Here is a 25,713-nt window from a genome sequence, read left to right as displayed (position 1 = left end):
GCAGCCGCAACACTCGTCAACTTCAGCGGAACCGCAGTGGCTTCCGCCGACACTCGCACGTGGAAGAGCGCAACGTCGAAGAACGGCTGGTCGGTCCTGGACGAGGCAACAGCATTCACCATTGAGGGCAGCGGCCGGAACGTCTCACTCGCTAAGAACTCCTATCGCAATGACGTCAGGCGCCTCCAGCAGATGAGCGCGCATCCGAGGGTGAGGAAGGCTTCGTGGATGTCGTCGCGGATCTCCCAGCGGATCCGCAGACGGCGGAACCAGTGCAGGTGGGCGAATGCGCGTTCCACGACCCAGCGTTGGGTGCCAAGTCCGGAGCCGTGTTCGGTGCCGCGTCGGGCGATCAGTGGCTTCACGCCCAGGTCCCGGACGAGCCGGCGGTACTTGTCGTGGTCGTAGCCGCGGTCGCCCAGCACCACGTCCGGGCGGCGTCGGGGCCGGCCTCGCTTGCCCCGCACCGGCGGTATCGCCTCCAGCAGAGGGATCAGCTGGGTGACGTCGTTGCGGTTGCCGCCGGTCAGCGTGGCGGCGAGCGGGATGCCGGTGGCGTCGGTGATCAGGTGGTGCTTGCTGCCGGTTCTGCCCCGGTCAACAGGGCTTCGTCCGGTCTTGGGACCCCCTTTAGCGCGCGGATGTGGGAGCCGTCGACGGCCGCTCGGGAGAAGTCCAGGGCGTTCGCGCTGCGGAGCTTGGCAAGGAGGACCTCGTGCAGTCGGGGCCACACGCCGGCCCCGGTCCACTCGGCCAGGCGTCGCCAGCAGGTCATGCCCGAGCCGAAGCCGAGTTCCTGCGGCAGGTGTTCCCAGGAGATCCCGGTGTGCAGGACGAACAGGATGCCCTGGAACACCAGCCGGTCCGGATGCCGCTTGCGCCCTGGGTGCCGGGCCCGACGCTCGACCTTGGGCAGCAGCGGTTCGATCACCGCCCACAGCTCGTCATCGACTTCCCACGGCTTCGGCCGTGCCACTTCGCACCCCCAGATCATCGCTGCCGTAATGATCCAACCACCTCGAAAATCATTTCGTTAGGAGTTCTAAGGGCGACGCGGCCATGATCCTGCTGCACGTGGCCCGAAGATTCCACTACGAGATCGACTCCCTGCGGGCCGGTGACGTTCACGGTTGGACCATCAACCGTGAGGTGGCCGAGGCATACGAGTCGAACTACCTGTCCGGAAGCGCGATAGCAATCCGGCCCGTCGCGTATCCGGTCGGCGCGAAGGACAACCTGTACTCGAACGAACTCGTCGTCGTCCGCGACATCCTCGCTGAACTTGATGGCGTCGTGGCCTGGGGCGGTGACTTCAAGACGCCGAAGGAATCCCACTTCGAGATCGCGCTCAAGCCCAGCCACCCCCGCGTAAAGGGGGTGGCTCGCAAGATACTCGGGTGGAACGACGGCCCGGGCAACCACGGTGCCGGCGCAACCGACGCCTTCGACCCGAAGCGCCTCACGGTATCTCGCCCGTTCACGCAACGCACATCTTGACTGGTTTGGTGGTCTCGCTCCCGCGAGTTGATCTTGGCGTCCAACTGGTTGATCATTGAGTAGGGTCGGGGACTGGCGCGGTGGCCCGTGAGGGCTCCGTTTCCAGCCCCCGCCCGTCAAGTGAAGTAGGCCGCTGACGAGGTGTCCGTGGCGTTTTCCAACGGCCCCCCACCGAACCGGACGTGCGACGTTAGCCTCAATACCAGTGACTTAGTACTCCAGCAGCGGTTCGTGGCCTGAGGTGCGTTTTCGGTAGTGGCAGCGGCGGGCGATGGCCTGGCGGTGTCTTCTCCAGGCGGACCAGTTCAGTGCGTGGGTGATGGGATCGCGGTCGGCTCGTGGGTGGGGCAGGAGAGTGTCCAGGAGCCGCCGGATCTCTGCCACGGTGAGCGGGACGGTGGCTGATCCGTTTCTGCAGCCCCCTTTGCCTCCCCGCCGGCCTGGGCTTGTGCTGCGAGTGCGGCCAAGACGGCGTGGGCGAGCATGGCCAGGGTGATGTGCCGATACCAGCCGACATAGCGGCGGACTTCGTACTCGTCCAGGCCGCACTCGTTCTTCGCGGCCTGGAAGCACTCCTCGATCGCCCAGCGGGAGCCGGCGATGCGGACCAGCTCGGCGATCTCGACACCCACGGGTGCGTAGGCCAGGTAGTAGGCCACATCTTCGGGGTCGGACAGGCTGCGGCGGGCCATCACCCACCGGTGATGGGTCGGCGGATCCGGATCGAAGATGATGTTGGCGGGCAACTTGGCCCCGGCCCAGTCGTAGATCCGCGGGCCCTTCGCCCCATCGCCGCAGGACAGCCGCTGCCAGGCATCATCGGGTGCTTCATCGATGAGATGGTCGATGCGCCAGATGCCGGCCAGGGACTTGATCTGCTGGGACTTGGGCACCGCCACCACGTAGCCGACGCCCGTCTGCTCGAGCAGGCGGCGGAAGTGCCAGTCCTGCCCGTAGGCCTCATCCGCGGTCACCCACGACGCCGGCAGGCCGGCGGCCAGGCAGCGGCGGACGATGTCCCGGGCCAGTTCCCCCTTGGTCGCAAAGCCTCACCCGTCGGGGATCTTGGCCGCCCGGCAGCGGTCACGGTCGGACGTCCAGGCTTTGGGCAGGTAGAGCTCCCGGTCCACCAAGGCCCGGCCTGAGCTGGTGGCGTAGGCGCCGAACACGCCGATCTGACAGTTGTCGATCTTTCCTGAGGTGCCGGTGTACTGCCGACTGACCCCGGCTGAGGTGGTGCCCTTCTTGATGAATCCCGTGTCGTCGATGATCAGCACACCGCCCGGTCCGAGCCGTTCGGCGACGTAGGCACGGACGTCGTCACGCAGGGCGTCCGCGTCCCAGACACTGCTGTTCAGCAGCCGCTGAAAGCCGTCCGGAGTGCGGTGACCTGCCCATTCCGCAAGCTGCCAGCCGTTCTTGCGTGTCGCCCGCCCCAGCAGACCACGGACGTAGTCCCGCAGACGGCGCCGCCGCCGCAGCGCTCACCTGCCGGCCCGCTGGCGCGGCGGGGGAGGGGAAAGGCGAGGGCGGGCCGGTGCCGCATCTGCTGTCGTCGGCCAGCCAGGTGATCACGTCGGCGGTGGACGCGATGCGCTACGACTGGGACGACCGGCAGGGGAGGCTGTCGTTCTTCCTCGACCCGCAGATCCCGTACGTCATCGGGGCCCATGTGGAGGAGGTCGTCGATCGTCTTCTTGCCGGTGCCGGCCTGCGTCGCAGCGCCGTCCGGCACTGGCTGGTGCACGGGGGAGGCAAGAAGGTCGTCGACGCGGTGCGGGTGAACCTGCGCCTGACCCGGGACGACGTGCGGCACACGATGGGGGTGCTGCGCGACTACGGAAATCTTTCCAGCGGTTCGGTGCTGTTCTCTTATGAGCGTCTGGTTGAGGAGGGAGTCGCCCGGGAGGGTGACTACGGGGTGATCATGGCGATGGGGCCGGGCTCGACCATCGAGACGGCTCTGGTCCGGTGGGGGGAGGCGTGATGCGGGGGGAGACCGGGTGGGCCGGTGAGGTGCTGGAAGTCGACATCGACGGGAGGATGGGGCTGACCGCGGCGTTGGTCGCGGCTGTCCGTGGGGTCTGCGACCGGGCTGAGGACCACCAGGCGGCCGTCGTCGTGTTGCGGACCCGGGGAGGTGGTGGCGCCCCTGGCGCCTTCTTCCCGGACATCGCTCTGCTCACGAAGTGGGAGAGCGTGCTGCGGCGGCTGGAGCGGCTCCCGGCCGCCTCGGTGGCGGCGATGTGGGGGCCGTGTGCCGGAGTCGCGCTGGACGCGGCGCTGGCGGCGGACTACCGCATCGCGCATCCGACGGTGGAGTTGGTGCCTTGCGTGGCGTCCGGTGACGTCTGGCCGGGGATGACGCTTTACCGGATGAGTCGCCTGTCTCAGCGGGCCGTGGTGCGGCGGGCGGTGCTGTTCGGTGAGCCGGTGGGAGTGGACGAGGCCCTCGCGGCAGGTCTCGTGGACGAGGTGGCGGAGAAACCAGCGGCTGACCCGGGCCGGCTCGTTGAGCGGCTGACCGGTGTGTGGGGCCCGGACCTCGCGATCCGGCGGGAGTTGCTGCGGGGCAGTGCGGCCGAGTTCGAGGGAGCCCTCGGCGGGCACCTGGCGGCCTGCGACCGTGTACTGCGCCGCCGGGCGGACTTTGCCTGAGCAGTCCGTGTCGCCTGATCGAGCGTCCGGCGCCCCTCGTGCGGGGCGCCAGGCGCTCGTTTTGTCAGGCGGGCAGAGGCACGCGCATCTCCCGGTTCGCGCGCAGGGCCAACTCCTTGATGCCCGGGTGGCGCTTCCACCGGCCGCCCGCGGCCAGCAGATCCGCCACGTAGGCCCGGGCGCGGACGGACTGGAGGGGGGCGAGGATGTCCATGGCCTGATGCCCGCTGCCGATGCCCGCCTCCACCTCTCCGGCCTGCATGTACGTGGCCCCCACCACAGCGGTGCGCAGCCCCACGGCCCGGGTGAACTGGTCCTTGCTCATGGCGCCCGCTTCACGGCTCCAGCGCAGCGCGGCCTGCGGCAGGGCGAGATCGCGGTGGATTTCGACGGCGTCGGAGGCGAGGCGGGCGTGCGTGAAGTACCCGAGCCACGGCGGATCATCCTCGGCACGGATCTGGTCCAGCAGTGTTTCGGCCCGGTGGAGTGCCGCGCCGGCGTCCTGGGCGTGCCCTGCGCGGGCGTGCGCGCGGGCCTGCGCCAGTTTCGCAAAGGCGAGCACGCGTGGCGCCGCGAGATGGCGGGCCCGCTCGTAGGCGCCTTCTGCCATGTCGGCGGCTTCCGCGGGGTAACCGGCGAGGAACGTCTGCAGGGCCATCGTGGACAGCACGTAGCATCCGCTCTGCACGTCGCCGGCCAGCCGCGCGAGCCGGAGGGCGTGCGTCAGGTGCCGCTGGGCGCTTTGGTGGTTGCCCATGTCCACGGCTGCCCAGCCCACTGCTCGTGAGAGCTCCGCGACCGCTGTGAACAGTCCTCGGCCGATTTCGTCCGAGTAGGTGCCGCGCAGCATGGGGGCCGCCTGCACACTCAGGGTTCTGGCGATGGCGCTGGTGCGCCAGTTCCCGCCGCCGAACCGGGCGTCCTGCTTCCTGGCGAGCGCAGCGGCGTGCCACAGCGCGTCGACATCGTCGCGGCCGATCCGGCGGCCTGCCAGACCGGCCACAGGGGGGGTCGGCGGGCACGGCCAGCCAGCGGGTGACCGGGGCCATGAACGCCGAGGTCGCGAAGGTCGACGTGCTCGCGCTCAGGAATTCTCTGCGATCCATTTTGCTCCAGAAGTCGGCGACTCCCCGCAGCGCCTCCGTCGGGTCACGGGGAAAGAGGGTGCCCGGCCGAGGGCATACGTTCTTGGAGGCGTAACCGATCTCCGCCTCGGTCACAGGGCGCCCGAGTGTCTCGCCCAGGATGTTGGTGATGAAAGGGACTATTGCATGCCGGGGGCGCATCCCGCGGTCGGTCCAGTTCTTGACGCTCGTATGGGTGTAACTCGCCGCCTCACCGGCCGCTATTGCCCGTACGTTGAGCCTCCGGGCGAGCTCTTTGTTGCTCAGCCCGGCTTCAGCGATCAGCTTTGCCAGCAGCGGGTTGCCCGTTCCCACAGCCATCTGCGCCTCCTGTGATGCCCGGCGGTCCGCTCGTGCGTTTCGGCGGGGGACTCAGTGTCCGCCTCCCGGCCGTGCCGCAAGGCGGGTCGGGAAAAGATGTGCCCCCTTGTGAGCCTCCCGGGCCGGGCCGTGGGCCGGAAGGCTGTTGCAGGAATCGCCCCACGGTTCCCTCACGCGAGCGACTGCCGCGTCAGCGGGCCGACGCAGTGCCCCGGGGTTCATCCCACCCAGCCAGGAGAACGCCATGCGTCTACTTGTCACCGGCGGCGCCGGTTTCATCGGATCGCACTACGTCCACCACGTCCTGTCCACCTCCGACGACCGCGTGACGGTCCTGGACGCCCTCACCTACGCCGGCTCCCTGGAGAACCTGGGACCGGCGCTCCAGTCGGACCGGCTGGAGTTCGTCGAGGGCGACATCCTGGACCGTGTTCTGGTCGAGGACCTGGTGAAGACGCACGACGCGGTGGTGCACCTCGCGGCCGAGTCGCACGTGGACCGCTCATTCCTGGCCGGCGGCCACTTCCTCACCGTGAACGTCCTGGGCACCCAGCTCCTCCTGGACGCCGCCCGCCGCCACGGGCTGGAAAAGTTCGTGCACGTCTCCACCGACGAGGTCTACGGGCCGCTGCCCGAGGGCGCCGCGACGGAGGACGCCCCGCTGAGGCCCACCGTGCCGTACGCGGCGTCGAAGGCCGCGAGCGATCTGGTGGCCCTGTCCGCCCACGCCACTCACCGCGTGCCGGTATGCGTCACCCGTTCCTCGAACAACTACGGCCCCCATCAGCACCCGGAGAAAGTCATCCCGCGCTTTGCGACCAGGCTGCTCAAGGGCGAGCGGGTCGGGCTGCACGGCCGCGGCGAACACATCCGCAACTGGATCCACGTCAGCGACAACGCGGCCGGCATCGACCTCGTCCTGCGCCACGGCACGCCCGGCGAGGTCTACAACCTGGGCGGCGGCACCGACCTCAGCGGCCGACAGCTCACCGAGCACATTCTGCGTGCCTGCGGCGCGGGATGGGACCGCGTCGACTTCGTCCCCGACCGCCCGTCCAACGACCTGCGCTACGCCATGACCTGGGCCAAGGCCGCGCGGCTGGGGTATGCCCCGCGCCGCGCCTTCGAAGAGGCACTTGTGGAGACCATCGACTGGTACCGGGCCAACCCCGACCGGTGGGCGTCCCTGCACCGCGACGCCGAATCCCCCGTGCCCCGCGTCCTGATGCCCCGCCCGGCCCTGTCGGTGTGAACCGGCCCGGCCCGCGCGCCCGCACGAACCCAGGCCGCCCGCACACAACCGCGCCCCTGCCGTGCCCCTGCGGGGCCGCTTGTGAAGGAGAGCCATGCCCCTTTCGAACACCGGCGCCCCACCCGCCTCGGTGCGCCACAACGCGCGCCCCTACCTACACGGCCCGGAAACCACTGCCATGGTGCGGGCCGTGGAAGCCGGGCAGTACGGCCACGGCCCCCAGGCGGACCTGTTCGAACGCGAGCTCGCCGACTACCTGGATGTGGACGACGTTGTAGCCGTCTCCTCCGCCACCGTGGGCATCCACCTCGCGCTCCAGGCGTGCGGTGTCGGCCCGGGCACTGAGGTGATCGTCCCCTCCCAGACGTTCGCCGCGACGATCCAGCCTATCGTGGCCCTGGGCGCCGCCCCCCGCTTCATCGACCACGCCCCCGACACCCTGTGCATAGAGCCGGCAGCCGTACAGGAGGCGATCACCCCGGCTACGCGGGCGGTCCTGCCGGTCCTCTACGGCGGGCGGCCGGTCGATCTCACCGCCATCGCCCCCGGACTTCGGCGCCGGAACATCCACATCATCGAGGACGCCGCGCAGGCGTTCGGATCCCGGCGGACGAAAGGGCCGGCCACGACCGTCTACTCCTTCGGGCCGATCAAGCAGCTGACGGCCCTGGTCGGCGGGGCGATCGTGCCGCGCACCAGCGAGGAAGCCGAGGCCCTGCGCCAGATGCGCTCCCTCGGCATCACCAGCTCCCAGGCCGACCGCATACGCACCACGACCTACACCGTGCAGGGGCCCGGCCTGCGCGGCGTCATGCCGGACGTCAACGCGGCGGTCGGCCGCGTCCAGCTGGCACGGTTCGACGAGGTCGCGACCCGGCGGATCACCCTGTGGAACGCATACGCGCAAGCCCTCCACGGCGCCCCCGGCATCACCCTCGTCGACGTCGGAGGCGACACCGTGCCATTCAACTGCGTGGTCCGCGTACCGGGCCGCGACCGCATCCATCAGATCATGCGGGACAGGGGCATCGGCGTGGGCGTCCACTACCCGCCCAACCACCTGCAACCCGCCTTCGCCCGGTGGACTCGGCCCCTACCCGTCACCGAGCGGACCGCCCGGGAAATCCTCAGCCTGCCCTTCCACCCGGCCATGACCCCCGACGACGCCCGATGGACGGCCACCGCCCTCCTCGAAACCCTGACCAAGAGGAGTCCTTGACCCCGGCGCCTGAGCACCGGCAGCCCACCCCCTCCTGGCGGCGCCAGCGCCGCCTTTGCCCACCGCCCGGAAAGGAACAGCAAATGACCGGATCCCCCGACACCACGGCCCCCCGCCGACGTCTCCTCCTGACCGGCGTCGGCGGGGCCCCCGGCCTCGACCTCGCCGCCTGCCTGACGTCCGCCGGCCACACCGTGCTGGGCACCGACTCCAATCCCCTCGCCCCTGGACTGATCATCCCGGGCATCTCCTCCCGGCTCGTCGCCCGCGCCGACAGCCCTCAGTACAAGGACGATCTGCGCGCCCTGCTCGCCGGATTCCACCCCGAGGCAATCATCCCGGGCGTCGAACGTGAACTGCCTCTGCTCATCGAGATGCAGGACGAACTCGACGCCGCGGGCATCCGGACGTGGCTGCCTGCGGCCCGCACGGCGACCACCACCTTGGACAAGGCCCTCTTCTACGAGGCCGTCACCGCCAAGGGCATCCCCACCCCCCTCACCGCCCGACCCGAGGATCTGCGCATACTGCCCGAGACCAGCGGGCTCATCGTCAAGCCCCGCCGGGGGAGGGCTCCAAAGACGTCCACTTCTGCCACACCCGCCGGCAGGCGGCGGTGCTGTGCGAGCTGGTCGCGGACCCGATCGTGCAGCAGCGCATCACCGGGCAGGAGTTCAGCGCGGACTGCCTGGTGGACCGCGACGGCCGCGCCTCCGTCATCCTGCGCCGCAGGCTCCTGGTCCACGGCGGCATGTCGATGGTCGCCTCCACCTTCTACCACGAGCAGGCGACACAGCTGGTCAAAGCCACCCTCACGGCGATCGGAGCCGCCGGCCCCTGCGACGTGCAGGGGTTCATCACCGCCGACCACCCCGACCCTGTCGTGATCACCGAAGTCAATCACCGTCTCGGCGCCGGGTTCCGCCTCAGCGAAGCCGCCGGCGCCGACCTGATCGGCCAGACCCTCAACGGACTCTTCGGCGCACCCGTGAACCATCACAGCCTGGCCTACCGGCCCGACGTCCACCTCACCAAGTACGTCGCCGAGCTGTCCACCCAGCCCAGGCCCCAGCAGCCATGGAGGAGCCACCCGTGACGCACCCACTGCCCGCCCATCTGACCGGCACCGGGCTGGCGCTGCGCCCGTTCTCCCCCGAAGACGAGCCGCTCCTCACCCAAGCCCTCGGTGACGCCGAGATCCTCCGCTGGGCCACTGGGGCGCACCTGCACCGCCTCCCCGCCGACGAACGAGCCGCCCAGTGGCTGCGCACCCGCCTGGCGGCCTGGAGCGACGGCGTCCCCGACTTCGCCATCGCCGATCCTGGCACCGGCGAGCTCACCGGCTACATCGGCCTGCGCCGCATCCACAACGGCAACGCCGAGGTCGGCAGCTGGATCGCGCCGTGGGCCCGCGGCCGGGGCCTCGCAGCGGACGCCCTGCTGACCGCGGCCGGATGGGCCCTGGCCCCCACCACCCGCGGCGGCCTGGGGCTCCACCGCATCGCTCTGCACCACTCCACCGGCAACCCGGCCTCGTGCACCGTCGCAACCAAGGCCGGGCTCCTGCTGGAAGGCACCATGCGACAGGCCACCACCGACCACACCGGCACCCGCTACGACTCCCACCTCCACGCCCGTCTGGCCAGCGACCCCGACCCCCGCGAGCGCGTTCCCACCCCGTCGTGAGCACAGCCGTGGGACGATCTCTGAACCCGCCAGCCTGCCGCCATCACCCGCGTCACCCCGAGGTTTACCTGTGTCCAGCCGAACCGATCTGCGTACCGTTCTCGACTCGTACCTGGCCCGCCACCCCACCGAGAGCACCCGCCTGGCCGACGTGGCCGCCGCCCTCGACGCCGTACACAACACGCCAGACCCGCTGCCGGTGACGTGCAGCGCCGTCGTTGTCGACCGCGCCCGCCGCATCCTGCACACGTCCAGCGTTCCCGCCGGACCCGGCCTGCCAGGCGCAAAACTCCGGCGCGGGGACCGCAGCCCACTGGCCACCGCCCTGCGCGCCGTACACGACCAAACCGGCATCCCCCCCGGCGACCTCTGCCTCACCCCGCAGCACCTCCGCACCCCCATCGACATCGCACCGGGCCCCGGCGCGACCAGCCGGGCACCCGACGCACCGATCGCCGATCTCCGCTTCGCGTTCCACCTCGCCCACACACCCAGCACCGCAGCGCGCTGGCAGCCCACAGCGGATACCGCCCTTGCGGAGCTGAAGGCCAAGGTGAGCGGTCTGGACGGACAGACACCCCCGCTGAACGCCTCGGCGCTGATCTACAACTCCCGCGGCGAGTACCTGCTGCACCTGCGTGACATGCGGGACGGCATCTGGGCTCCGGGGTGCTGGGCCCTGCTCGGCGGCGGCCACGAACCCGGCGACCGCACCCCGCAGGACACGATCCTGCGAGAACTGGCGGAGGAAGCGGGCATCGTTCCCCAGCGGCTGGAGGCGTTCCTGGACGAAGAGGTCCGCGACGAAGACGGCCTGACCGTCCCGGTCCGAATCTTCACCGCGCTCTGGGAAGGCGACCCCGCCCAGCTTCCTCTGACGGAGGGTGTGATGCTCGCCTGGTTCCCCCCGGCCACCATGCCCCGCCTCCGTCTCGGCGGAGAAACCCTCGAGCTGGTCCAACGCCACGCACGGGTCTGTACGGTGAGCGGTGTAACTCCCGAGCTAGAAGCGACAGTTGATGACTGACGTGGCGAGTGACATCGAGGCCGGGGAGGCCGTTGTGAGTGGGGCGGGCGCCGTGGATGACGGTCTGGTCGCCGAGCTGGTGGCCCGGGCTCAGGCCGGTGGGGTGAAGCTCACCGGGGAGGGCGGCCTCGAAGCGGGTGCTGGAGTCCGCGCTGGAGGGCGAACTCACCGATCATCTGGGGCATGAGCCCGGTGAGCGGGCCGAGGGCGGCCGGGAGAACTACCGCAACGGGCACCGGTCCAAGACAGTGATCACCGAGTCGGGGCCGGTCGGGATCGCGGTGCCGCGGGACAGGGCCCCGGGTCGTTCGAGCCGCAGCTGGTCAAGAAGCGTCAGCGGCGTCTGGGCGGGGTGGACGAGATGGCCCTGTCGTTGTCGGCGAAAGGGCTGACGCACGGGGAGATCTCCGCGCATCTCGCCGAGGTGTACGGCGCGGAGATCTCCAAGTCCACGATCTCCACGATCACCGACAGCGTGATGGCCGGCATGACGGAATGGCAGAACCGTCCCCTGGACAGCGGGCGGTTTCCATCAGTGGTTGCGAATCACCTGGTCAATAGGCCTGTGAGGCATTGTCGCATGGCCTCGGCGGGGGTACTGTCTCCGAGTGTGATGCGGGGGCGGTGTTCAGGGCTTCGGCGTAGTTCGGTGTCGTCCGTTTTGATCATGTGAGGCCGAGGAGGGCGAGGGGCCGGGTGTGGTCTCGGGCTGCCTGTCGGAGGCCGGCGGCGATGTTGCGGATGCCGGCGAGGCGGAAGGCTCCGATTGCGAGGTTTCTGCAGGTGGCCATCGCTCGGGGTGCGTTTCCGGTCCGCAGTTGGGAGGCGTCCTGGGTGAAGGTGACGTCCCTGACGTGGTGCAGGGCCTCGACGGTCCAGTGTCCTCGGATTAGTCGGGCGAGCTGAGCCGGGCCGGCCTGTTCGGCGGTAAGGCTGGTGACCGCGTAGACGGTCTTAAGGCCAATACCAGTGACTTAAGGTTTGCGGGTTCGGGTCTTGGTTGGTGGGTTGATCGGTGCGGTGCGCCAGTGCGGGGCGATGGTCACGGCGCCGGCGGGGTCACGGGTGGGCTGGGGCCAGATGCGGTGCTCGTCGCGTTTGACGCCGAAGTTGGACATCTTGCGTTTGACGACGCGGGGGTTGGAGCGCCTGCGGCGGATGGGCAACAGGCGTGCGGCGATCTCGCGGAGCCCGTCGGTGAGGGCCGTGGCCAGGTGGTCAGGGGGAAAAGGCCGCCTGCGCGGTGACCTGGCGGCGGGCGAGTCGGATGGTGCGGGTGAAGGAGAGCCGGTCGGGGTCGAGGCCGACCTGCCCAGCGGCGTCGTGCATCAGGGTGCGGATGGCGTGGTGGACCAGCATGTGTGCCCAGACCTCCTGCTCAACGCCTTGGGGCGAGCGGGACCGCAGGACCTGGGTGGGTCCGCGCTGGTGGGTCTTCAGCTCGTCCAGCGCGTTCTCGAACTCCCAGCGCTGGTGGTAGAGGGCGGCCAGTTCGGTGGCCGGGGCGGCATCAGGGTCGAGGACCGTGGTGATCAGCCGGTAAGGGACGTCCTGTCCGGGCCGTCCGGGGTCCTCCAGGGTGTACTCGATCACCCGCACCGCCTCCGGGTCGGTCCGCTTGCGGTGGTCTTTGGCCGCGACGATCTCTGACAGGTATGAACCGTCGGGCAGCTCTTCGCGGACTGGCAGCACCTGGTGGGCACGGATGCGCCAGAGCAGGTCCGCACCGCCGGCCGAAGCCGCCCGCCACAGCTCCAGGCCGGTGAAGCCGCGGTCGGCCAGCAGCAGATCACCTTCGCCCAGGTGGCCGAAGAGTTCGCGGGCCAGTACTGGTTCGGACGTGGTGCACGGACCGAGCGCCGCGGCGGTGATGGCGTGGGTGCCGCACTCGGCCAGCGCGACCACTCGCACCTGAGGGTACGCACACCGCTGGGTACGGTGAGTCTTCGGGCGCCCGAAGTGCACCGCGTTCTCCTGGCTGTCCGGAACGTCGAAGACCGTGCCGTCGACGGCCATCAGCCGCCACCGGCCGTAGAAGGCACCTCGGGTCGTCTGCGTCGCCAACGGCCGGGCCACCTGAGCGAACAGATCCTTCAGCGGTTGTGGGCCGAGTTTTGCGCGCGCTCTCGAGATCGCCGCTGTCGTCGGCACCTGCCATGACCCCGACCAACGTTTCGCCCAGGCCAGCCTATGCGTCAGCAGCCGGGCGACCTCTTCATAGCCCTGGCCGGAGAACAAGCACATCGCCAGCACGAAGTAGACCACCACACGCGGCGGCAGCAGCCGGTTGCGCTGCCCGGACCTCCCGCACTCGGCCACCACCCGATCCACCAACTCCGGCGGAAACGACCGCGTCAGCAGCCCGACCGCAATGCGATCCGACAACCGCTCGTCCGTCTCCGGCTTCACCTGACCCGGCCGCGGCATCCGGCACCTCCCCACCCCGCACCCCACCAACCGACAACCTTAAGTCACTGGTATTGAGGCTAGCCGCCCGGACAAGACCTGGCACCGCAGGTCCGCAGCTGCCCGCGGAAAGGGGCCGTGCCCCGGGGACACTATCGCCTGCCACGCCTCTGCCGCAGTTCCCCAGGCGCCCGCACCCCACCGGAACACCGCGCAGGACGCCGACGAACTGATGGCTCGTCTCGCCTTCCTGTAGAACAGCAACCTGCTGAAGCGGCGTGGGCCTCCGCTCGCCACCCGGCCGGCGCGGGCCGGTCAGATGCGCCAGGAGCGGAGGGTTTCCGCGATGTCGTAGATCTTCAGCCGGGTCTCGCGTGCTTTTCTGATCAGGTCGGACAGCGCTCCGTAGGGCGGGTCGATGCCTTCGCCGGACTGGTCGAGGTACTGGGTGGTGACGAAGGCGGCGAAGAGGCTGTTGCGGTGGGGGAGCGGCTCGAGCCGCACGATGGTGTGCAGGAGCGCGGCAGCCCGCCACGCAGCGTCGGGATTGGACTCGGCGAGCGTCGGCGTGCGGGTCTTGTGACGGGCGACAGCCGCGACCAGGGCCGAGTAGTCGGTGACGGACACGTCGTCGTGGCCGAGGGCGATGTCCTGAACATCCAGGAGCCAGGAAACATCGACGTACAGGGTCTCGCTCATCAGGCGGCAGTGGCTCCCCGGTCGCGCTCGGAGGGAGGAATCTCCTCCGGGAACGCCTCGTCGAACTCCTCACGCAGTCGGTCCGCCCACGACGCAGCGCCCGCCACGAACCGCTTACGGTGCATCTCGCGCACGCCTAGGTCGTGCAGGTACTGCTTCAGGCTCTTGCCCTCGGCAGCAGCGGCAGCACGCACGCCTTCCATCTCTTCCTCGGTGAAGGACACGTTCAGTGACGGCATACCGACATGGTACCTACTTGGTGCCTACCGAGGGAAGCGCAAGGTGGGCCCGGCCGACCAGGCCCAAGCACGGGTACCGTGAGCCAGCGGCTTCCTTCGCTGGGCAGGCCGCAGCGTTACGCCTTCTGCACGCGATCGGTGCGCGAAAAGTACGCCTTATGCACAGTAGCCGAGTACCCATGGCCAAGAGCCAACCGAGTTGGCTACCACGCGGACAGCCCGTATAGGGCCCCAGCCCGCATCACAAAGCCGTCGCCGAGGAACAGCTCATCGAGCAGGAGCCGGTCGGCAAACGCATCACCGCCCGCATCGCACTGTCCGACACCGCCGCGCGCAGATAACAGCCAGCCGCTTCCGTCCGGCCGCAGTGAGGCACCAGCATGAACATGGCCCCCGCCTTCGAAGACCGCGTGGCGCTGCAGCGCACCGCTGACGAGGCGCACGGCCGTGTGCAGCGGCTCAACGATGCCTACGGCCGAAGCCGCCCGTGAACGAGTGGAACGAGGATCAGCACGCTGCCTGGCACGCCGCCTGGAAGGCCTGGGTCGACGACGTCTGCAGTGTCGAGGAGGCGATCACGGTATTCGCCTTCGAGCACGGTAGACAGATCCGCCAAGTTGATGCGGATGTGAAGGCGGTGGCCTGCCGCCCAGGGCCCACCGCCTGACCTTGAACTCCGTCGGCGGCCAGCCCTGACACGGGCTCGGGCGCGCGGCGGACACGGCCCCCGGCCCGAACCGTATACGGTAGCTGCCGGCCCCTGGCCTTTCATCTCACCGACGGCCAGGCCAGCGACTCCCGGCCGGCGCCGCTGAGGAGGTCCTGCTCGGCGTGGACACCCACAAGGACGTTCACGCCGCGGCTGTCATCACCATGCCCGGTGCCACCCTGGACGGCCGGAGCTTCCCGGCGACCGCGAGGGGATACCGTCAACTCCTCGCTTGGGCCCGCTCGTTCGGAGTGGTGCGACGTGCCGGCGTCGAGTGCACCGGCTCCCAGGGGGCGGCCTTGACCCGCCACCTGCACGCCGAGGGAATCAAGGTCACGGAGGTCAACCAGCCGGACAAGGCCGCCCGCCGACGCCACGGCAAGACCGACGCCGTCGACGCCGAAGCCGCCGCCCACGCCGTGCTGTCCGGGCACACCACCGCCACGGCCAGGACGAGCGAGGGCCCAGTGGAGATGCTGCGGCTGTTCAAACTCGCCAAGGGATCCGCGATCAAGTCCCGCACCCAGGCCATCAACCAGCTCAAAAGCGTCCTGGTCTGCGCCGACTCCGCCCTGCGTGAGGCCCTGGCCGGCCTGACCAACCCGCACCTGATCAAACGGTGAACCGCTCCGGGTCTGGTGGAGGCTCGATTCCCTGAGAGGATCGAGTCATGGCACGTCCGTCCCCCCTATCCTGCTGAGCTTCGTGAGCGCGCGGTGCGTATGGTTGCGGAGGTCCGCCCGAACTACCTGACCGAGTGGGCCGCGATGAAGGCGGTTGCAGCGAAGCTCGGGATCGGTGCCGCTGAGACGGTGCGGACCTGGGTCCGCAAAGCCGAAGTCGATGCCGGTCGGGGTCCGGGCGTGACGTCGGACGAGGCTGCAGAGATCAAGCGCCTGAAGGCGGAGAACGCCGAACCGCGGCGGGCGAACGAGATCCTCAAGGCGGCCTCGGCTTTCTTCGCGGCCGAGCTCGACCGGCCGTCGAAGCGCTCGTAGCGTTCATCGACGCACACCGCCAGGTGTTCGGAGTCGAGCCGATCTGCCGAGTCCTGACCGGCCACGGACTCAAGATCGCGACGAGCACCTACTACGCGGCGAAGAACCGCGCCCCCAGCACTCGGACAGTCCGCGACGCCGAGCTGAAGACGCAGATCAGCCGCGTCCACACGGACGACTTCAGCGTCTACGGGGTCAGGAAAGTCTGGTGGCAGTTGCATCGCGAGGGCATACCGGTGGCCCGCTGCACCGTCGCCCGGCTGATGCGCGACCTGGGCCTGGAGGGCGCCCGGCGAAGGAAGAAGATCCGCACCACCGTTCGGGACGATGGCCATGATCGAGCAGCTGACCTGCTGCAACGTGACTTCACGGCGTCCCGGCCGAACGAAATATGGGTCGCCGACTTCACCTATGTCGCCACCTGGTCCGGGATCGTCTACGTCGCGTTCGTCGTGGACGTGTTCTCCCGGGCAATCGTGGGCTGGTCCGCCGCCACCAGCAAGCGGGCCAAGCTCGTCCTCGATGCCCTCGACATGGCCTTGTGGCGCCGCGACCGCGCCGGAACTCCCGCTGTCCGGGCCTGGTTCATCATTCGGATACCGGCAGCCAAGCAATACACGTCCTTCGCGTTCACCACGCACCTCCTCGAGGCCGGTATCGACGCCTCGATCGGCACCGTCGGCGACGCCCTGGACAACGCGCTCATGGAGTCCCGGATCGGCCTCCACAAAACCGAGCTGATCAAACCCCGCAGGCCCTGGCACGGCCTCCCCGACGTCGAACTCGCCACTGCGGAATGGGTCGACTGGTTCAACAACCAGCGCCTCCACACCGCCATCGGCGACATCCCACCCCACGAGCACGAAACCAACCACTATGCTCAACACCAGCCCCAACCGGCGGCTGGAGTCAACTCATAGGGCCTCCACCGATCCCGGAGCGGTTCAGACTGACACTGGCGTACCCCGTTCTTTTTTCGATGGTTGAGCGCAGCTGCTTGTACCGTGCGCTTGCTCGGCTACAACCTGTCGGTTTCTGACCTTGCTCAGCCGTCACCCGGCACTGACAGCCGTAGCGGAGCCGATCACCCGCGCGGGTATCTGCTAGCCGTCGGTGGGGGAGGGGGCAAGAAGGCTGGTCAGTCGAGCGCAGTGCTCGTTCAGTACGCTTGCGAACTCTCGTGCCTTTGCGGCAGTCCATCGCCCTGACGGTCCTGAGATGGCCACAGAGGCAGCAGGGTGTCCGGCCGGAGTCAGTACCGACGCTGCCAACCCGGTCAGCCCGGGATGATTGGCTCCCTCGGACACTGCGAATCCCTGTTCCCGCACCGTGCTCAGCGCATGCTCGACATCAGAGGGGTCCGGGTGTTCCGGTGCCCGTTTGAGGAGTGCGGTGACTTCGCGTGCTGGAAGGTAGGCCAGGATGGCTTGTCCACTGCAGCCCCGGTGCAGTGGTGTCGTAGATCCCAGGCGGGCTGCCCTGCGTAGTTCGTGGGCGCTTTCCACGCCGAGGACCAATACGGCCTCATCCCCGGCCCGCAGATGCAGCGTTGCGGTTTCTCCGGATTGCCGCGCCAGCGCCTGGAGAACCGGGCGGGCCTCGACGAACGCGTCGGCCCGCGGCATGACCTGAGCTGCGAGTGCCATCAGCTGCGTCCCTATGCGGTACCCGCCAGAGTCCACGTGGACGAGGTACGCCTCCTCCTGCAGTACACGCAGCAGCCGATAGGCGGTCGGTTTGTTGAGACCGACAGTCTCGGCCACTTCCTGAAGGCTGACCGGACCGCGGGATGCTGCCACGGCTTCGAGGAGCCGAAGGGCCCGCCTCGCGGTGTTCCCGCCTTGAGTCTCCGCCACCGGGCACCCGGTCTCATAGTTTCAAACTACGGGGTCAATACGTAGAACCATAGGTCGACAACGTCCGGCTCGCAAGGCCCGCCGAGTTCCTGGTTTTCAGCCCTTGACGGGTGTGAGGGGTCCTGTCACTCTCGGCCCCCAATGTGAAACCTGCGTTACAAATAGTGAAACCGGATGGAACAATGGCAGACATATCTGGCGCGCCGCCGTCTGTGGGCAACACCTCCGACATACGACAGGTCCAGGCCCGTGTCGCATCCCGGCTCGACGGTCTGCCCGTGACGCGGTGGCACCGACGGGTCCTCGCCGTCGTCGGTCTCGGCTCCTTCTTCAACTTCTTCGAGGTAGCTCTCAGCAGCCTCCTCATCCCCCTGCTGCCAGCAGCATGGGTAGTCACGACGACCGACAAATCCCTTCTCATCAGCGCCACCTTCGCCGGCGAACTCCTGGGCGCGGTCGCCCTGTCCGGCCTCGCCGACCGCGTGGGGCGCCGCCGGATGTTCCAGATCAACCTGGTCGCCTACGCTGTGCTGTCCGTGGCCGCCGCCTGCGCGCAGGGGCCCACTCAGCTGATCGTGCTGCGGTTCCTGCTGGGCATCGGGCTCGGCGCGGAGCTCGCGCTGGTGGACACCTACCTGACCGAGCTCATGCCCGCCGCGCGCCGAGGACGGATGCTGGCCAATGCCTACGCACTCGGCATGCTGGCAGTGCCCGTGGCCGGAGTCCTCGCTGCCAAGCTGCCACTCTCCATGGCGGGCATCGCCAGCTGGCGCTGGCTCATGGTGTTCGCCGGATCCGGGGCGCTCTGCGTCTACCTGCTGCGCCGCAACCTGCCGGAGTCTCCAAGGTGGCTGGCGACGCACAACCCGACGGAAGCGATGGCCGCAGTGGACCGCATCGAGGAGACCGCAGGCTTGCCGGCTACGGGATCCTTCCCCGCTGCCCCTGCGCTGGGGCTGGGGCGCCAGCGCAATGAAGAGACGGCCCGGCGCCTGAAGCTGTGGGGTCCGGATCTGCGGCGGCGCACGGCTTTGGTGTGCCTGATGGAGACGCTGGGGCCCATCGGGTTCTACGGCTTCGCCTCCATCGCCCCGCTGGTACTGCTGCACAAGGGCTACACCGTGGTCGAGTCGCTGAGCTACCTGGCCATGACCGCGATCGGCTACCCACTCGGGGGCTATGTCCTGATGCACCTTGCCGAACGAGTTCAGCGCCGGACACTCGTCATCGTCTCGTCAGTCCTGGTCGCCATCGCGGGCACCGTGTTCGGCATGGGCACCACGGTCTGGGTGATCGTGCCCGCGGGACTGCTCACCACCTTTATGAGCGTCATCAACGCCACCGTCTCGCGCGCGTACGGCGCCGAACTGTTTCCCACAGCGGTGCGAAACACAGCCCTGGGGCGGACCTATTCGCTGTCCCGCCTGGTTGCCGTCATCCTGCCGTTTTGCACCTTGCCCGCTCTGGAACACCTCGGTGCCAGCCCCGTCTACCTTGCCTGCGGGTGCCTCATCGCCCTGATGAGTGTTGCAGTCGCACTATTGGGCCCAAGGACCAATGCGGTCGCGCTCGAGGACGTCTAACGGCGGCCTACGTGCCCGCCGCCTTCACCGGGAGCAGGCGATGGAAGTCCGAACGGCCGCCGGTGCGATGCTCCGCGAGCAGACGCAGGGCAAGGGGGATGTCTTCCTGCTCGAAGGCGGTCACGATCCCCTCGTGCTCGGCCAGGATGGCCTCCGCCCGGGCCACGTCGCCCGCCGCTGCGGCTCGGCGATAGACCAGCGCCCGGTGCGGCTCCAGCGCCTCCCACAGCTGCCGTATGAACTTGAGCAGCCACTCATTGTCACAGCGGTCGAGAAGGGCGAAATGGAACTTCCTGTTGCTCACGATCGTCGCCTGAGCGTCCGCGGCCGCCACAGCCGCCCGCTGCGCCTCCAGAGCAGAACGCATAGCGGCCACATCCTCCGCCCGCAGCCGCACCGAAGCACTGGCCTCCGCCTCGGCCTCCAGGAGGTCCCGGATGCGGAAGATGCCGTCGACGCTTTCCGCGGTCAGCTCGGTCACCGTGTAGCCGCGCTGGGGAACGTACTGGACGATCCCTTCGCCGGCGAGCGTCTTCAACGCCTCCCGGACCGGGATGACACTCAGCCCCAGTTCCTGGGCGGCGGTCGTCTGCCGGATCGGGGCGCCGGGCGCCAGGTCCCCGCGCACGATCGCGTCACGCAGCTCGGCCAGGGCCACGGCCTCGGCCGTACGGGGAAGTGAAGTTCGCTTAAGTGCCACCCCGCCATCGTAGGCGAGCATTCGACACAACTAGATGTTATAAATTCTAATGGGAGTGTCCGGAGGACCAGGACACGTCTCGCACCCGCTCCGGGTGCGTCCATTGATGGAGGTGAGCGCGGTGCCCGCACCGACGCCAACGACCAACCGTCCCCCCACCGCCCCCGAGGGCCCCACGGGCCGGCTCGCTACCTGGCTGGCGCAGACCACGATCGACCAGATCCCAGAGCGGGTCAGGGAACGAGCCGCGCATCTGGTGCTCGACGGACTGGGCTGTGCGCTGATCGGAGCCCAGCTCCCCTGGTCACGCAAGGCCGTCGGCGCGGTCCTGGGGATGGAAGGTGCGGGGGACAGTCCGGTGATCGGCTGGGGCTGTATGACCAGCGCCCCCGCCGCCGCCGTCCTCAACGGCACGTTCATCCAGGGCTTCGAACTCGACGACTACTTCCCCAGGGCCCCGCTGCACAGCGCGTCGCTCGTCCTTCCCGCGCTGCTGTCCACCGCCTCCCACACGGGCGCGGTCTCGGGAGCGGAGTTTTTGCGGGCCGCGATCCTCGGATTCGAGGTGGGCCCGCGGGTCGGCTTCGCTCTCAACGGGGCCGAGATGCTCTCACGGGGCTGGCACTCGGGCTCCGTCTTCGGCACCCACGCTGCAGCCGCGGCATCCGGCGCCCTGCGCGGTCTGGACGCGGCCGGGTTCGAAGACGCTCTCGGTCTCGCGGGGACTCAGTCCGCCGGGCTGATGGCTGCCCAGTACGAGGCGATGTCCAAGCGCATGCACCACGGCTTCGCCTCGCGCAACGGCTACTACGCCGCAGGCCTGGCCGACGCCGGCTACACCGGCATCAAGAAGGTGTTCGAACGCCCCTACGGCGGATTCCTGTCCACCTTCGGTGAGGGACACAACCCCGACGCCACCCAGATCACCAAGGACCTGGGACAGGTCTGGAACACCGAGAGGATCACTGTCAAGATCCACGCGGCCATGGGCGGCCTCCACCCCGCCATCGATGCCGCTCTCGCCCTCGCCGCCGAGCACAACCTTTCGGCCGGCTCCATCGAGCACATCCGTATCGACGTCCCCGACGCCATCTACCACCACGGCTGGTGGGTGCCGGAAAGGCCCCTGACCACCATCGGGGCCCAGATGAACATCGGCTTTGCCGTCGCGGTCGCCCTCCTGGACGGACAGGTGCGGCCCGAGCAGTTCCACGACGAACGCATCGACGCCGACGACGTGTGGAAGCTGATCGCCCACACCGAGGTGAACCTCGACAACGACACCAAGGACCCCACCTGGCCCGAGCCCGGCTACAACACCCGCGTCACGATCACCGCGCACGGAGGCAAGACCTACACCCGGGCCCTGAACCAGCCGCATGGCGGGCCCGACGACCCCCTGACCAACGCGGAGATCCGGGAGAAGTACCTGGCCCTGACCTCACGCGTCACCGATCCCGCGCATGCCGCCGAGATCGAGCAGGTCGTGCTGAACCTTGAGGACCACGACAGCATCCACGACCTCATCACCCTCCTCGCCGCTCCCGTCCGCGGCGCCCTCGACTGACACCCACCAGGGACCATGATGACCATCACCGCACGGGCCAGGCTCCGGGCCTTGCTCACCGAAGGCGACCTGATCACCGCACCGGGCGTCTTCGACGGGTTGTCCGCCGCACTCGTCGCCCGTACGGGCTTCAAGGCCGGATACCTCACCGGCGCAGGCGTCGCCGTGGCCGGCTTCGGTCTGCCCGACATCGGCCTGCTCACACAGACCGAGATGACCGAGAGGGCCCGCATCGTCGCCGAGGCACTCGGCGACGTGCCCCTGATCGCCGACGCCGACACCGGCTACGGCGAGCCCATGAACGTCGTCCGCACCCTCCATGCCTACGAGAGGGCAGGCGTCGCCGCCATCCAGCTCGAAGACCAGGCCTTCCCCAAGAAGTGCGGACACCTTCCCGACAAGGAACTCGTCACCGCCGACGAGTTCGTCACCAAACTGAGCGCCGCACTCGATGCCCGCACCGACCCGGACCTTCTGGTCATCGCCCGCACCGACGCACGTGGCCCGCTGGGGATCAACGAAGCCATCGACCGCGCCAACCGCTACGCCCAGGCCGGTGCCGACATCATCTTCGTCGAGGCGCCCGAGAACCTCGACGAGATCGAGCAGATCGCCCGCGAGGTCGACGCCTCCCTGTTGATCAACATGGTGCAGGGCGGCCTCACCCCCGACACGGCCCCCGACAAACTCGCCGCCCTCGGCTACCGGATCGCCATCCACCCCGGAGCACTCCTGGCCCCCTACGTCCTCCACGGCCTGGACGCGCTCGGCCGCCTCGGCGGCACCATGCCCGAGGCCACCGCCGGACCCCGGGGACTGTTCGAGCTGGTCGGGCTGCGCGAATGGTCCGCAATCGGCGAGCGCTACCGCGACAAGACGAAGGACGGTGCCTGATGGGCATGACCATGATCGAGAAGATCCTCGCCCGCAAAGCAGGCCGGGAACAGGTCAGCGTGGGCGACACCGTGGTCTGCGACGTCGACATGACCGTCATGATCGACCTGCAGTTCGCCACCAGCTGGGTACAACCCCTGAAAATCAACGACCCCGACAAGGTCGCCGTGGTCATGGACCACGCGGTGCCCGCACCCTCCGTCCACGACGCACTCGGCGGCACCCACGCCCGCGCCTTCGCACGCGACTTCAACATCGAGAAGTTCTACGACGTCGGCCAGCACGGCATCTGCCACCAGGTCATAGCCGAGAACGGACTCGCCCGCCCGGGAGAGATCCTCGCCTGCACCGACTCCCACACCTGCGCAGGCGGCGCCTACAACACCGCGGCCCGCGGACTGGGACCGGCGGAGGTCTATTCGATCCTGTGCACCGGGAAGACCTGGTTCCAGATCGCCCCCACCATCCGGTACGAGTTCACCGGCACCAAGCCCGCCAACGTGTCCGGCAAGGACATCTTCCTCTACATCGCCGGCACGTACGGGGACGCCACCAACCACAACCTCGAATACGGCGGCCCGGGGCTGGCTTCCATCCCGATGAACGACCGGCGCACCATCGCCACTCAGGGTGCCGAGATCTCGGCGGACTTCTCAACTTTCCCCATCGACGACCTCGCCCGCGCATTCCTTTCCGAGCACGGAGCCGCCGAGGGCACCTACCAGGCCGCCGATGCGGATGCCGACGCGACCTACGCCGCAGTCCGCACCATCGACCTCTCCTCCCTCGAGCCCTACGTCGCCCGCCCCGGCACTGTCAGCAACAACTCCCTGCCGGTCTCTGCTATCGAAAAGCGCCCGGTGAACCAGTGTTTCATCGGGTCCTGCGCCAACGGACAGCTCGAGGACCTTCGGATCGCCGCCGAGATCGTCCGGGGCCACAAGGTCGCGCCCGGCGTCCGCCTCCTGGTCACCCCCGCATCCCAGCAGGTCTACCGCGAAGCTCTCAAGGCCGGATATCTCCAGGACCTGACCGACGCGGGCGCCGTCGTCACCAACTCCACCTGCGGTGCCTGCTTCGGCTACCACATGGGACTGCTCGCCCCCGGAGAGGTCTGCCTGACCTCCTCCACCCGCAACTTCACCGGCCGCATGGGCAGCCCCGACGCGGAGATCTACATGGCCTCCCCAGCCACCGTCGCCGCCTCCGCCCTGGCCGGACACGTCACCGACCCGCGAGGAGCAAGGCACTGATGAACACCACAATCAGCGGCCACGTCTGGGTCGTCGGAGACTCGGTCACCACCGACGCCATGTACCCGGCCTTCGCCATGAAGCTGCCCGTACCCGAAGCCGCCAAGCACATCTTCTACGAGCTGCGCCCCGGCTGGACCGATCAGGTCCAACCGGGAGACATCGTCATAGCCGGTCGCAACTTCGGTCTCGGATCCTCCCGGCCCGTGGCCGCGCTCTTCCGCGAACTCGGCGTCGCCGCCCTGGTCGCCGAAGAGTTCAACTCGCTCTTCCTGCGCAACTGCATCAACCACGGACTGCCCGCCCTCACCGTCCCCGGCGTGCACGAGGCCTTCCACGACGGTGACCTCATGCACCTGGACTTCGCCGAAGGCTGGGTGGAGAACGACGAGTCCGGCAACCGCCTCCAGGGTGGAGCCCTGCCACCGCTCGTCCTGGACATCCTCGCTGCCGGAGGCATCATCCCCAAGCTCGCACGCGAGGGCTACGTCCCGATCCCCGCCTAGGGCGGGACCGAACGCCGGTGGCGGGGACCAAGAACAACACAATGGAGTCCCCGCCACCGCCCCTACCTCAGTCGTCGACGTCATCCCCACGGGCGCGTAAGCCGACGCACAGTAACGCGTACAAGGACGCACCGGCGTCCACCAAGCGGTCCGGCAAGTGGGCGACGCCCATCACGCAGACCTGTACCCCCGCCACCCAAGGACTTCCCCTCATGCACAACCGCATCGCCCCCGGCGTGACTCTCATCGCCACCAGCAAACGCGACAACGCCTTCCTCGTCGACGGGGACGACGGCTTCACGTTGATCGACGTCGGCTGGGCCAAGGCGCCGCAAAGCCTGCTCACCGCCGTTGCTGACCTGGGACGCAAGCCGTCCGACATCCGCCGCATCGTGCTCACCCACGCCCACCCCGACCACGTCCAGGGCGCAGCGCAGCTCCGCGACCTCACCGGAGCGCCCATCCTCATCCACCCCGCCGACGCGCCCTGGCTCGATGCCGGCCGGGTGCCCCCCGAGGGCCGCTCCGGCTTCGTGGGCCGCGCCATCGACCGTCTGCCCAAGCTCCACTGGACCCCGTTCACCCCCGACGCCACCGTCAACGACGGAGAACTCATCCAGGATTCGGACGGACTTCGGGTCGTACACACGCCCGGTCACAGCCCCGGTCACATCGTCCTGGTGCACGAGCCCACCCGCACCGTGCTACTGGGCGACGCCGTCTTCAACCGAGGCGCCATCGCCCTTGGCCCCGCCGCTCTCGCCGCCGACCCCGATCTGCGACGCGCCAGCCTCGCCAAACTCCCCGCCGACCTGCGCACCATCGGATTCGCGCATGGAGCCCCGCTCACCGAAGGAAACGCCGACGCCTTCCACGAATTCCTGGAAGCACTCCGGGCCCCCGCCTGACCCGTTGCCCGGCCACGCCCCCCACCACGCCGCACACAACCGCCTCGCCACCGACACCGGCGCAGCCGTGAGCATCCCCTCGCCGGAGCTGTTCGCATGCATCGCGTGCCTCCGACCACCAGATGCCTCCCCCTCCCACGGGGCGAGGCGGCGGTCAACACCTGGAACGCCCGGCGGGCGTCGGTGCTGTCGTGGCTGGGCTGGTGCGGCGAGTACGGGTACGACGGCCCGAAGGTGCCGGCGTGGGCGAAGCGGATGACTCCGCCGGACTCTGAGACCCCGGCCGCTCGAAGATGGCCATCGACCGGCTGATCGCCCGTCGCGATGTCCATCTCCGGGAGAAGACCCTGTGGCGGATGCTCTACGAAACGGTCGCGCGGTCGGAGGAGATCCTCGGAGTCAACATCGAGGAGCTGGACCTCGCCGGGCGTCGGGCCCCGGTGAAGGGCAAGGGCGCCCGGCCACGCACCCGGCGCCGCGGCGCGGTACGCGAGGACTTCGTGCTGGAGACCGTGTACTGGGACGCGGGCACCGCGCGGCTGCTGCCCCGCCTGCTCAAGGGCCGTACGCGCGGGCCGGTGTTCGTCACCCACCGCAAGCCGGGCCCAGGC

24 protein-coding genes and 5 pseudogenes are annotated in these 25,713 nt (G+C 68.9%); 19 read left to right on the top strand and 10 right to left on the bottom strand.

Annotated elements, in window-relative coordinates; genetic code table 11:
- Positions 1–161 precede the first annotated feature (161 nt).
- Positions 162–994 (bottom strand): IS5 family transposase gene (locus QQY24_RS33830; RefSeq protein ID WP_301972491.1). Its coding sequence is split into 2 segments (ribosomal slippage): positions 162–634 and positions 634–994, totalling 834 coding nucleotides; the frame shifts between segments, so codons are not numbered across the junction.
- A 65-nt stretch (positions 995–1,059) separates the two neighbouring features.
- On the opposite strand from QQY24_RS33830, the gene QQY24_RS33825 reads away from it, so the two are divergent.
- On the top strand, positions 1,060–1,497 hold the full coding sequence (locus tag QQY24_RS33825; protein ID WP_367658071.1) for a hypothetical protein: 438 nt from the start codon (positions 1,060–1,062) through the stop codon (positions 1,495–1,497).
- Between the two features lie 210 nt (positions 1,498–1,707).
- Here the strand turns inward: QQY24_RS33825 and QQY24_RS33820 are convergent.
- Positions 1,708–2,978 (bottom strand): annotated as a pseudogene (locus QQY24_RS33820) (IS701 family transposase).
- Between the two features lie 80 nt (positions 2,979–3,058).
- On the opposite strand from QQY24_RS33820, the pseudogene QQY24_RS33815 reads away from it, so the two are divergent.
- Together QQY24_RS33815 and dpgB are read left to right on the top strand one after the other, a co-directional pair.
- Positions 3,059–3,484 (top strand): annotated as a pseudogene (locus QQY24_RS33815) (3-oxoacyl-[acyl-carrier-protein] synthase III C-terminal domain-containing protein); the annotation flags it as partial.
- A complete protein-coding gene (dpgB, locus tag QQY24_RS33810; RefSeq protein WP_301976746.1) occupies positions 3,484–4,155 on the top strand; it encodes an enoyl-CoA-hydratase DpgB in 672 nt (223 codons plus the stop codon). The pseudogene QQY24_RS33815 and the gene dpgB, both read left to right, overlap by 1 nt.
- A gap of 64 nt (positions 4,156–4,219) precedes the next feature.
- Here the strand turns inward: dpgB and QQY24_RS33805 are convergent, their stop codons facing one another.
- Positions 4,220–5,158: a sporulation protein gene (locus tag QQY24_RS33805; protein WP_301976745.1), complete on the bottom strand. Its 939-nt coding sequence runs from the start codon at positions 5,156–5,158 to the stop codon at positions 4,220–4,222.
- A gap of 686 nt (positions 5,159–5,844) precedes the next feature.
- On the opposite strand from QQY24_RS33805, the gene QQY24_RS33800 reads away from it, so the two are divergent.
- The 6 genes and pseudogenes from QQY24_RS33800 to QQY24_RS33775 form a co-directional block, all read left to right on the top strand.
- The gene (locus QQY24_RS33800) at positions 5,845–6,852 is read left to right on the top strand and encodes a dTDP-glucose 4,6-dehydratase (protein ID WP_301976744.1); all 1,008 of its coding nucleotides are present in this window, start codon (positions 5,845–5,847) and stop codon (positions 6,850–6,852) included.
- Between the two features lie 94 nt (positions 6,853–6,946).
- Entirely contained in the window at positions 6,947–8,071 is a 1,125-nt protein-coding gene (locus QQY24_RS33795; RefSeq protein ID WP_301976743.1) for a DegT/DnrJ/EryC1/StrS aminotransferase family protein, read from the top strand.
- A gap of 616 nt (positions 8,072–8,687) precedes the next feature.
- On the top strand, positions 8,688–9,167 hold the full coding sequence (locus tag QQY24_RS33790) for an ATP-grasp domain-containing protein (RefSeq protein WP_301976742.1): 480 nt from the start codon (positions 8,688–8,690) through the stop codon (positions 9,165–9,167).
- Positions 9,164–9,757 (top strand): GNAT family N-acetyltransferase, encoded by a 594-nt coding sequence (locus tag QQY24_RS33785; protein WP_301976741.1) that lies wholly within the window; start codon positions 9,164–9,166, stop codon positions 9,755–9,757. Before QQY24_RS33790 ends, QQY24_RS33785 begins: the two co-directional genes overlap by 4 nt.
- Before the next feature lie 70 nt (positions 9,758–9,827).
- A complete protein-coding gene (locus QQY24_RS33780; protein ID WP_301976740.1) occupies positions 9,828–10,784 on the top strand; it encodes an NUDIX domain-containing protein in 957 nt (318 codons plus the stop codon).
- Positions 10,777–11,301, top strand: a pseudogene (locus tag QQY24_RS33775) (transposase); the annotation flags it as partial. The gene QQY24_RS33780 and the pseudogene QQY24_RS33775, both read left to right, overlap by 8 nt.
- Before the next feature lie 148 nt (positions 11,302–11,449).
- On the opposite strand, the pseudogene QQY24_RS33770 reads toward QQY24_RS33775, so the two are convergent.
- The 5 genes and pseudogenes from QQY24_RS33770 to QQY24_RS33750 form a co-directional block, all read right to left on the bottom strand.
- Positions 11,450–11,743 (bottom strand): annotated as a pseudogene (locus tag QQY24_RS33770) (ISAs1 family transposase); the annotation flags it as partial.
- Positions 11,744–12,002: 259 nt separating this feature from the next.
- Entirely contained in the window at positions 12,003–13,211 is a 1,209-nt protein-coding gene (locus QQY24_RS33765; protein WP_301976739.1) for an IS4 family transposase, read from the bottom strand.
- A gap of 294 nt (positions 13,212–13,505) precedes the next feature.
- Positions 13,506–13,889, bottom strand: a complete 384-nt coding sequence (locus QQY24_RS33760; protein WP_301976738.1) for a toxin Doc — start codon at positions 13,887–13,889, stop codon at positions 13,506–13,508.
- A complete protein-coding gene (locus QQY24_RS33755) occupies positions 13,889–14,128 on the bottom strand; it encodes a hypothetical protein (RefSeq protein WP_301976737.1) in 240 nt (79 codons plus the stop codon). Before QQY24_RS33755 ends, QQY24_RS33760 begins: the two co-directional genes overlap by 1 nt.
- Positions 14,129–14,369: 241 nt before the next feature.
- Positions 14,370–14,516, bottom strand: a complete 147-nt coding sequence (locus tag QQY24_RS33750) for a hypothetical protein (RefSeq protein WP_301976736.1) — start codon at positions 14,514–14,516, stop codon at positions 14,370–14,372.
- A 99-nt stretch (positions 14,517–14,615) separates the two neighbouring features.
- On the opposite strand from QQY24_RS33750, the gene QQY24_RS33745 reads away from it, so the two are divergent.
- The 3 genes from QQY24_RS33745 (at position 14,616) to QQY24_RS33735 (ending at position 16,755) form a co-directional block, all read left to right on the top strand.
- Positions 14,616–14,795, top strand: coding sequence for a hypothetical protein (locus QQY24_RS33745; protein WP_301976735.1), 180 nt, complete (start codon positions 14,616–14,618; stop codon positions 14,793–14,795).
- A 164-nt stretch (positions 14,796–14,959) separates the two neighbouring features.
- A complete protein-coding gene (locus QQY24_RS33740; RefSeq protein WP_301976734.1) occupies positions 14,960–15,460 on the top strand; it encodes a transposase in 501 nt (166 codons plus the stop codon).
- Positions 15,461–15,559: 99 nt separating this feature from the next.
- Positions 15,560–16,755 (top strand): IS3 family transposase gene (locus QQY24_RS33735; protein ID WP_301976733.1). Its coding sequence is split into 2 segments (ribosomal slippage): positions 15,560–15,791 and positions 15,791–16,755, totalling 1,197 coding nucleotides; the frame shifts between segments, so codons are not numbered across the junction.
- Between the two features lie 183 nt (positions 16,756–16,938).
- Here QQY24_RS33735 and QQY24_RS33730 read toward each other — a convergent pair.
- Entirely contained in the window at positions 16,939–17,691 is a 753-nt protein-coding gene (locus tag QQY24_RS33730; protein ID WP_301976732.1) for an IclR family transcriptional regulator, read from the bottom strand.
- A 278-nt stretch (positions 17,692–17,969) separates the two neighbouring features.
- On the opposite strand from QQY24_RS33730, the gene QQY24_RS33725 reads away from it, so the two are divergent.
- Entirely contained in the window at positions 17,970–19,274 is a 1,305-nt protein-coding gene (locus tag QQY24_RS33725; protein ID WP_301976731.1) for an MFS transporter, read from the top strand.
- Positions 19,275–19,281: 7 nt separating this feature from the next.
- On the opposite strand, the gene QQY24_RS33720 is transcribed toward QQY24_RS33725, so the two are convergent.
- A complete protein-coding gene (locus QQY24_RS33720) occupies positions 19,282–19,932 on the bottom strand; it encodes a GntR family transcriptional regulator (RefSeq protein ID WP_301976730.1) in 651 nt (216 codons plus the stop codon).
- Positions 19,933–20,095: 163 nt separating this feature from the next.
- Between QQY24_RS33720 and QQY24_RS33715 the strand changes: the two genes are divergently transcribed.
- From QQY24_RS33715 to QQY24_RS33690, 6 genes and pseudogenes are all read left to right on the top strand, one after another.
- Entirely contained in the window at positions 20,096–21,541 is a 1,446-nt protein-coding gene (locus tag QQY24_RS33715; protein WP_301976729.1) for an MmgE/PrpD family protein, read from the top strand.
- A gap of 18 nt (positions 21,542–21,559) precedes the next feature.
- On the top strand, positions 21,560–22,435 hold the full coding sequence (locus QQY24_RS33710) for an oxaloacetate decarboxylase (RefSeq protein ID WP_301976728.1): 876 nt from the start codon (positions 21,560–21,562) through the stop codon (positions 22,433–22,435).
- On the top strand, positions 22,435–23,688 hold the full coding sequence (locus tag QQY24_RS33705; RefSeq protein WP_301976727.1) for an aconitase/3-isopropylmalate dehydratase large subunit family protein: 1,254 nt from the start codon (positions 22,435–22,437) through the stop codon (positions 23,686–23,688). The genes QQY24_RS33710 and QQY24_RS33705 overlap by 1 nt, the downstream gene beginning before the upstream one ends.
- Positions 23,688–24,194 (top strand): 3-isopropylmalate dehydratase, encoded by a 507-nt coding sequence (locus tag QQY24_RS33700; protein WP_301976726.1) that lies wholly within the window; start codon positions 23,688–23,690, stop codon positions 24,192–24,194. The genes QQY24_RS33705 and QQY24_RS33700 overlap by 1 nt, the downstream gene beginning before the upstream one ends.
- Before the next feature lie 212 nt (positions 24,195–24,406).
- Positions 24,407–25,102: an MBL fold metallo-hydrolase gene (locus QQY24_RS33695; RefSeq protein WP_301976725.1), complete on the top strand. Its 696-nt coding sequence runs from the start codon at positions 24,407–24,409 to the stop codon at positions 25,100–25,102.
- 141 nt (positions 25,103–25,243) lie between these two features.
- A pseudogene (locus QQY24_RS33690) lies at positions 25,244–25,713 on the top strand (site-specific integrase); the annotation flags it as partial.

The organism is Streptomyces sp. TG1A-8 (assembly GCF_030499535.1).
Taxonomy (GTDB): Bacteria; Actinomycetota; Actinomycetes; order Streptomycetales; family Streptomycetaceae; genus Streptomyces.
Note: the sequence above shows the minus strand (reverse complement) of the source record. Positions and strands in the feature narration are given on the sequence as shown.

Bases quoted from the DNA above. Each gene is read 5' to 3' on its own strand.
- QQY24_RS33825 (WP_367658071.1), top strand. From the start codon at position 1,060: ATGATCCTGCTGCACGTGGCCCGAAGATTCCACTACGAGATCGACTCC.
- dpgB (WP_301976746.1), top strand. From the start codon at position 3,484: ATGCGGGGGGAGACCGGGTGGGCCGGTGAGGTGCTGGAAGTCGACATC.
- QQY24_RS33800 (WP_301976744.1), top strand. From the start codon at position 5,845: ATGCGTCTACTTGTCACCGGCGGCGCCGGTTTCATCGGATCGCACTAC.
- QQY24_RS33795 (WP_301976743.1), top strand. From the start codon at position 6,947: ATGCCCCTTTCGAACACCGGCGCCCCACCCGCCTCGGTGCGCCACAAC.
- QQY24_RS33765 (WP_301976739.1), bottom strand. From the start codon at position 13,211: ATGCCGCGGCCGGGTCAGGTGAAGCCGGAGACGGACGAGCGGTTGTCG.
- QQY24_RS33760 (WP_301976738.1), bottom strand. From the start codon at position 13,889: ATGAGCGAGACCCTGTACGTCGATGTTTCCTGGCTCCTGGATGTTCAG.
- QQY24_RS33755 (WP_301976737.1), bottom strand. From the start codon at position 14,128: ATGCCGTCACTGAACGTGTCCTTCACCGAGGAAGAGATGGAAGGCGTG.
- QQY24_RS33750 (WP_301976736.1), bottom strand. From the start codon at position 14,516: ATGTTCATGCTGGTGCCTCACTGCGGCCGGACGGAAGCGGCTGGCTGT.
- QQY24_RS33710 (WP_301976728.1), top strand. From the start codon at position 21,560: ATGACCATCACCGCACGGGCCAGGCTCCGGGCCTTGCTCACCGAAGGC.
- QQY24_RS33705 (WP_301976727.1), top strand. From the start codon at position 22,435: ATGGGCATGACCATGATCGAGAAGATCCTCGCCCGCAAAGCAGGCCGG.
- QQY24_RS33700 (WP_301976726.1), top strand. From the start codon at position 23,688: ATGAACACCACAATCAGCGGCCACGTCTGGGTCGTCGGAGACTCGGTC.
- QQY24_RS33695 (WP_301976725.1), top strand. From the start codon at position 24,407: ATGCACAACCGCATCGCCCCCGGCGTGACTCTCATCGCCACCAGCAAA.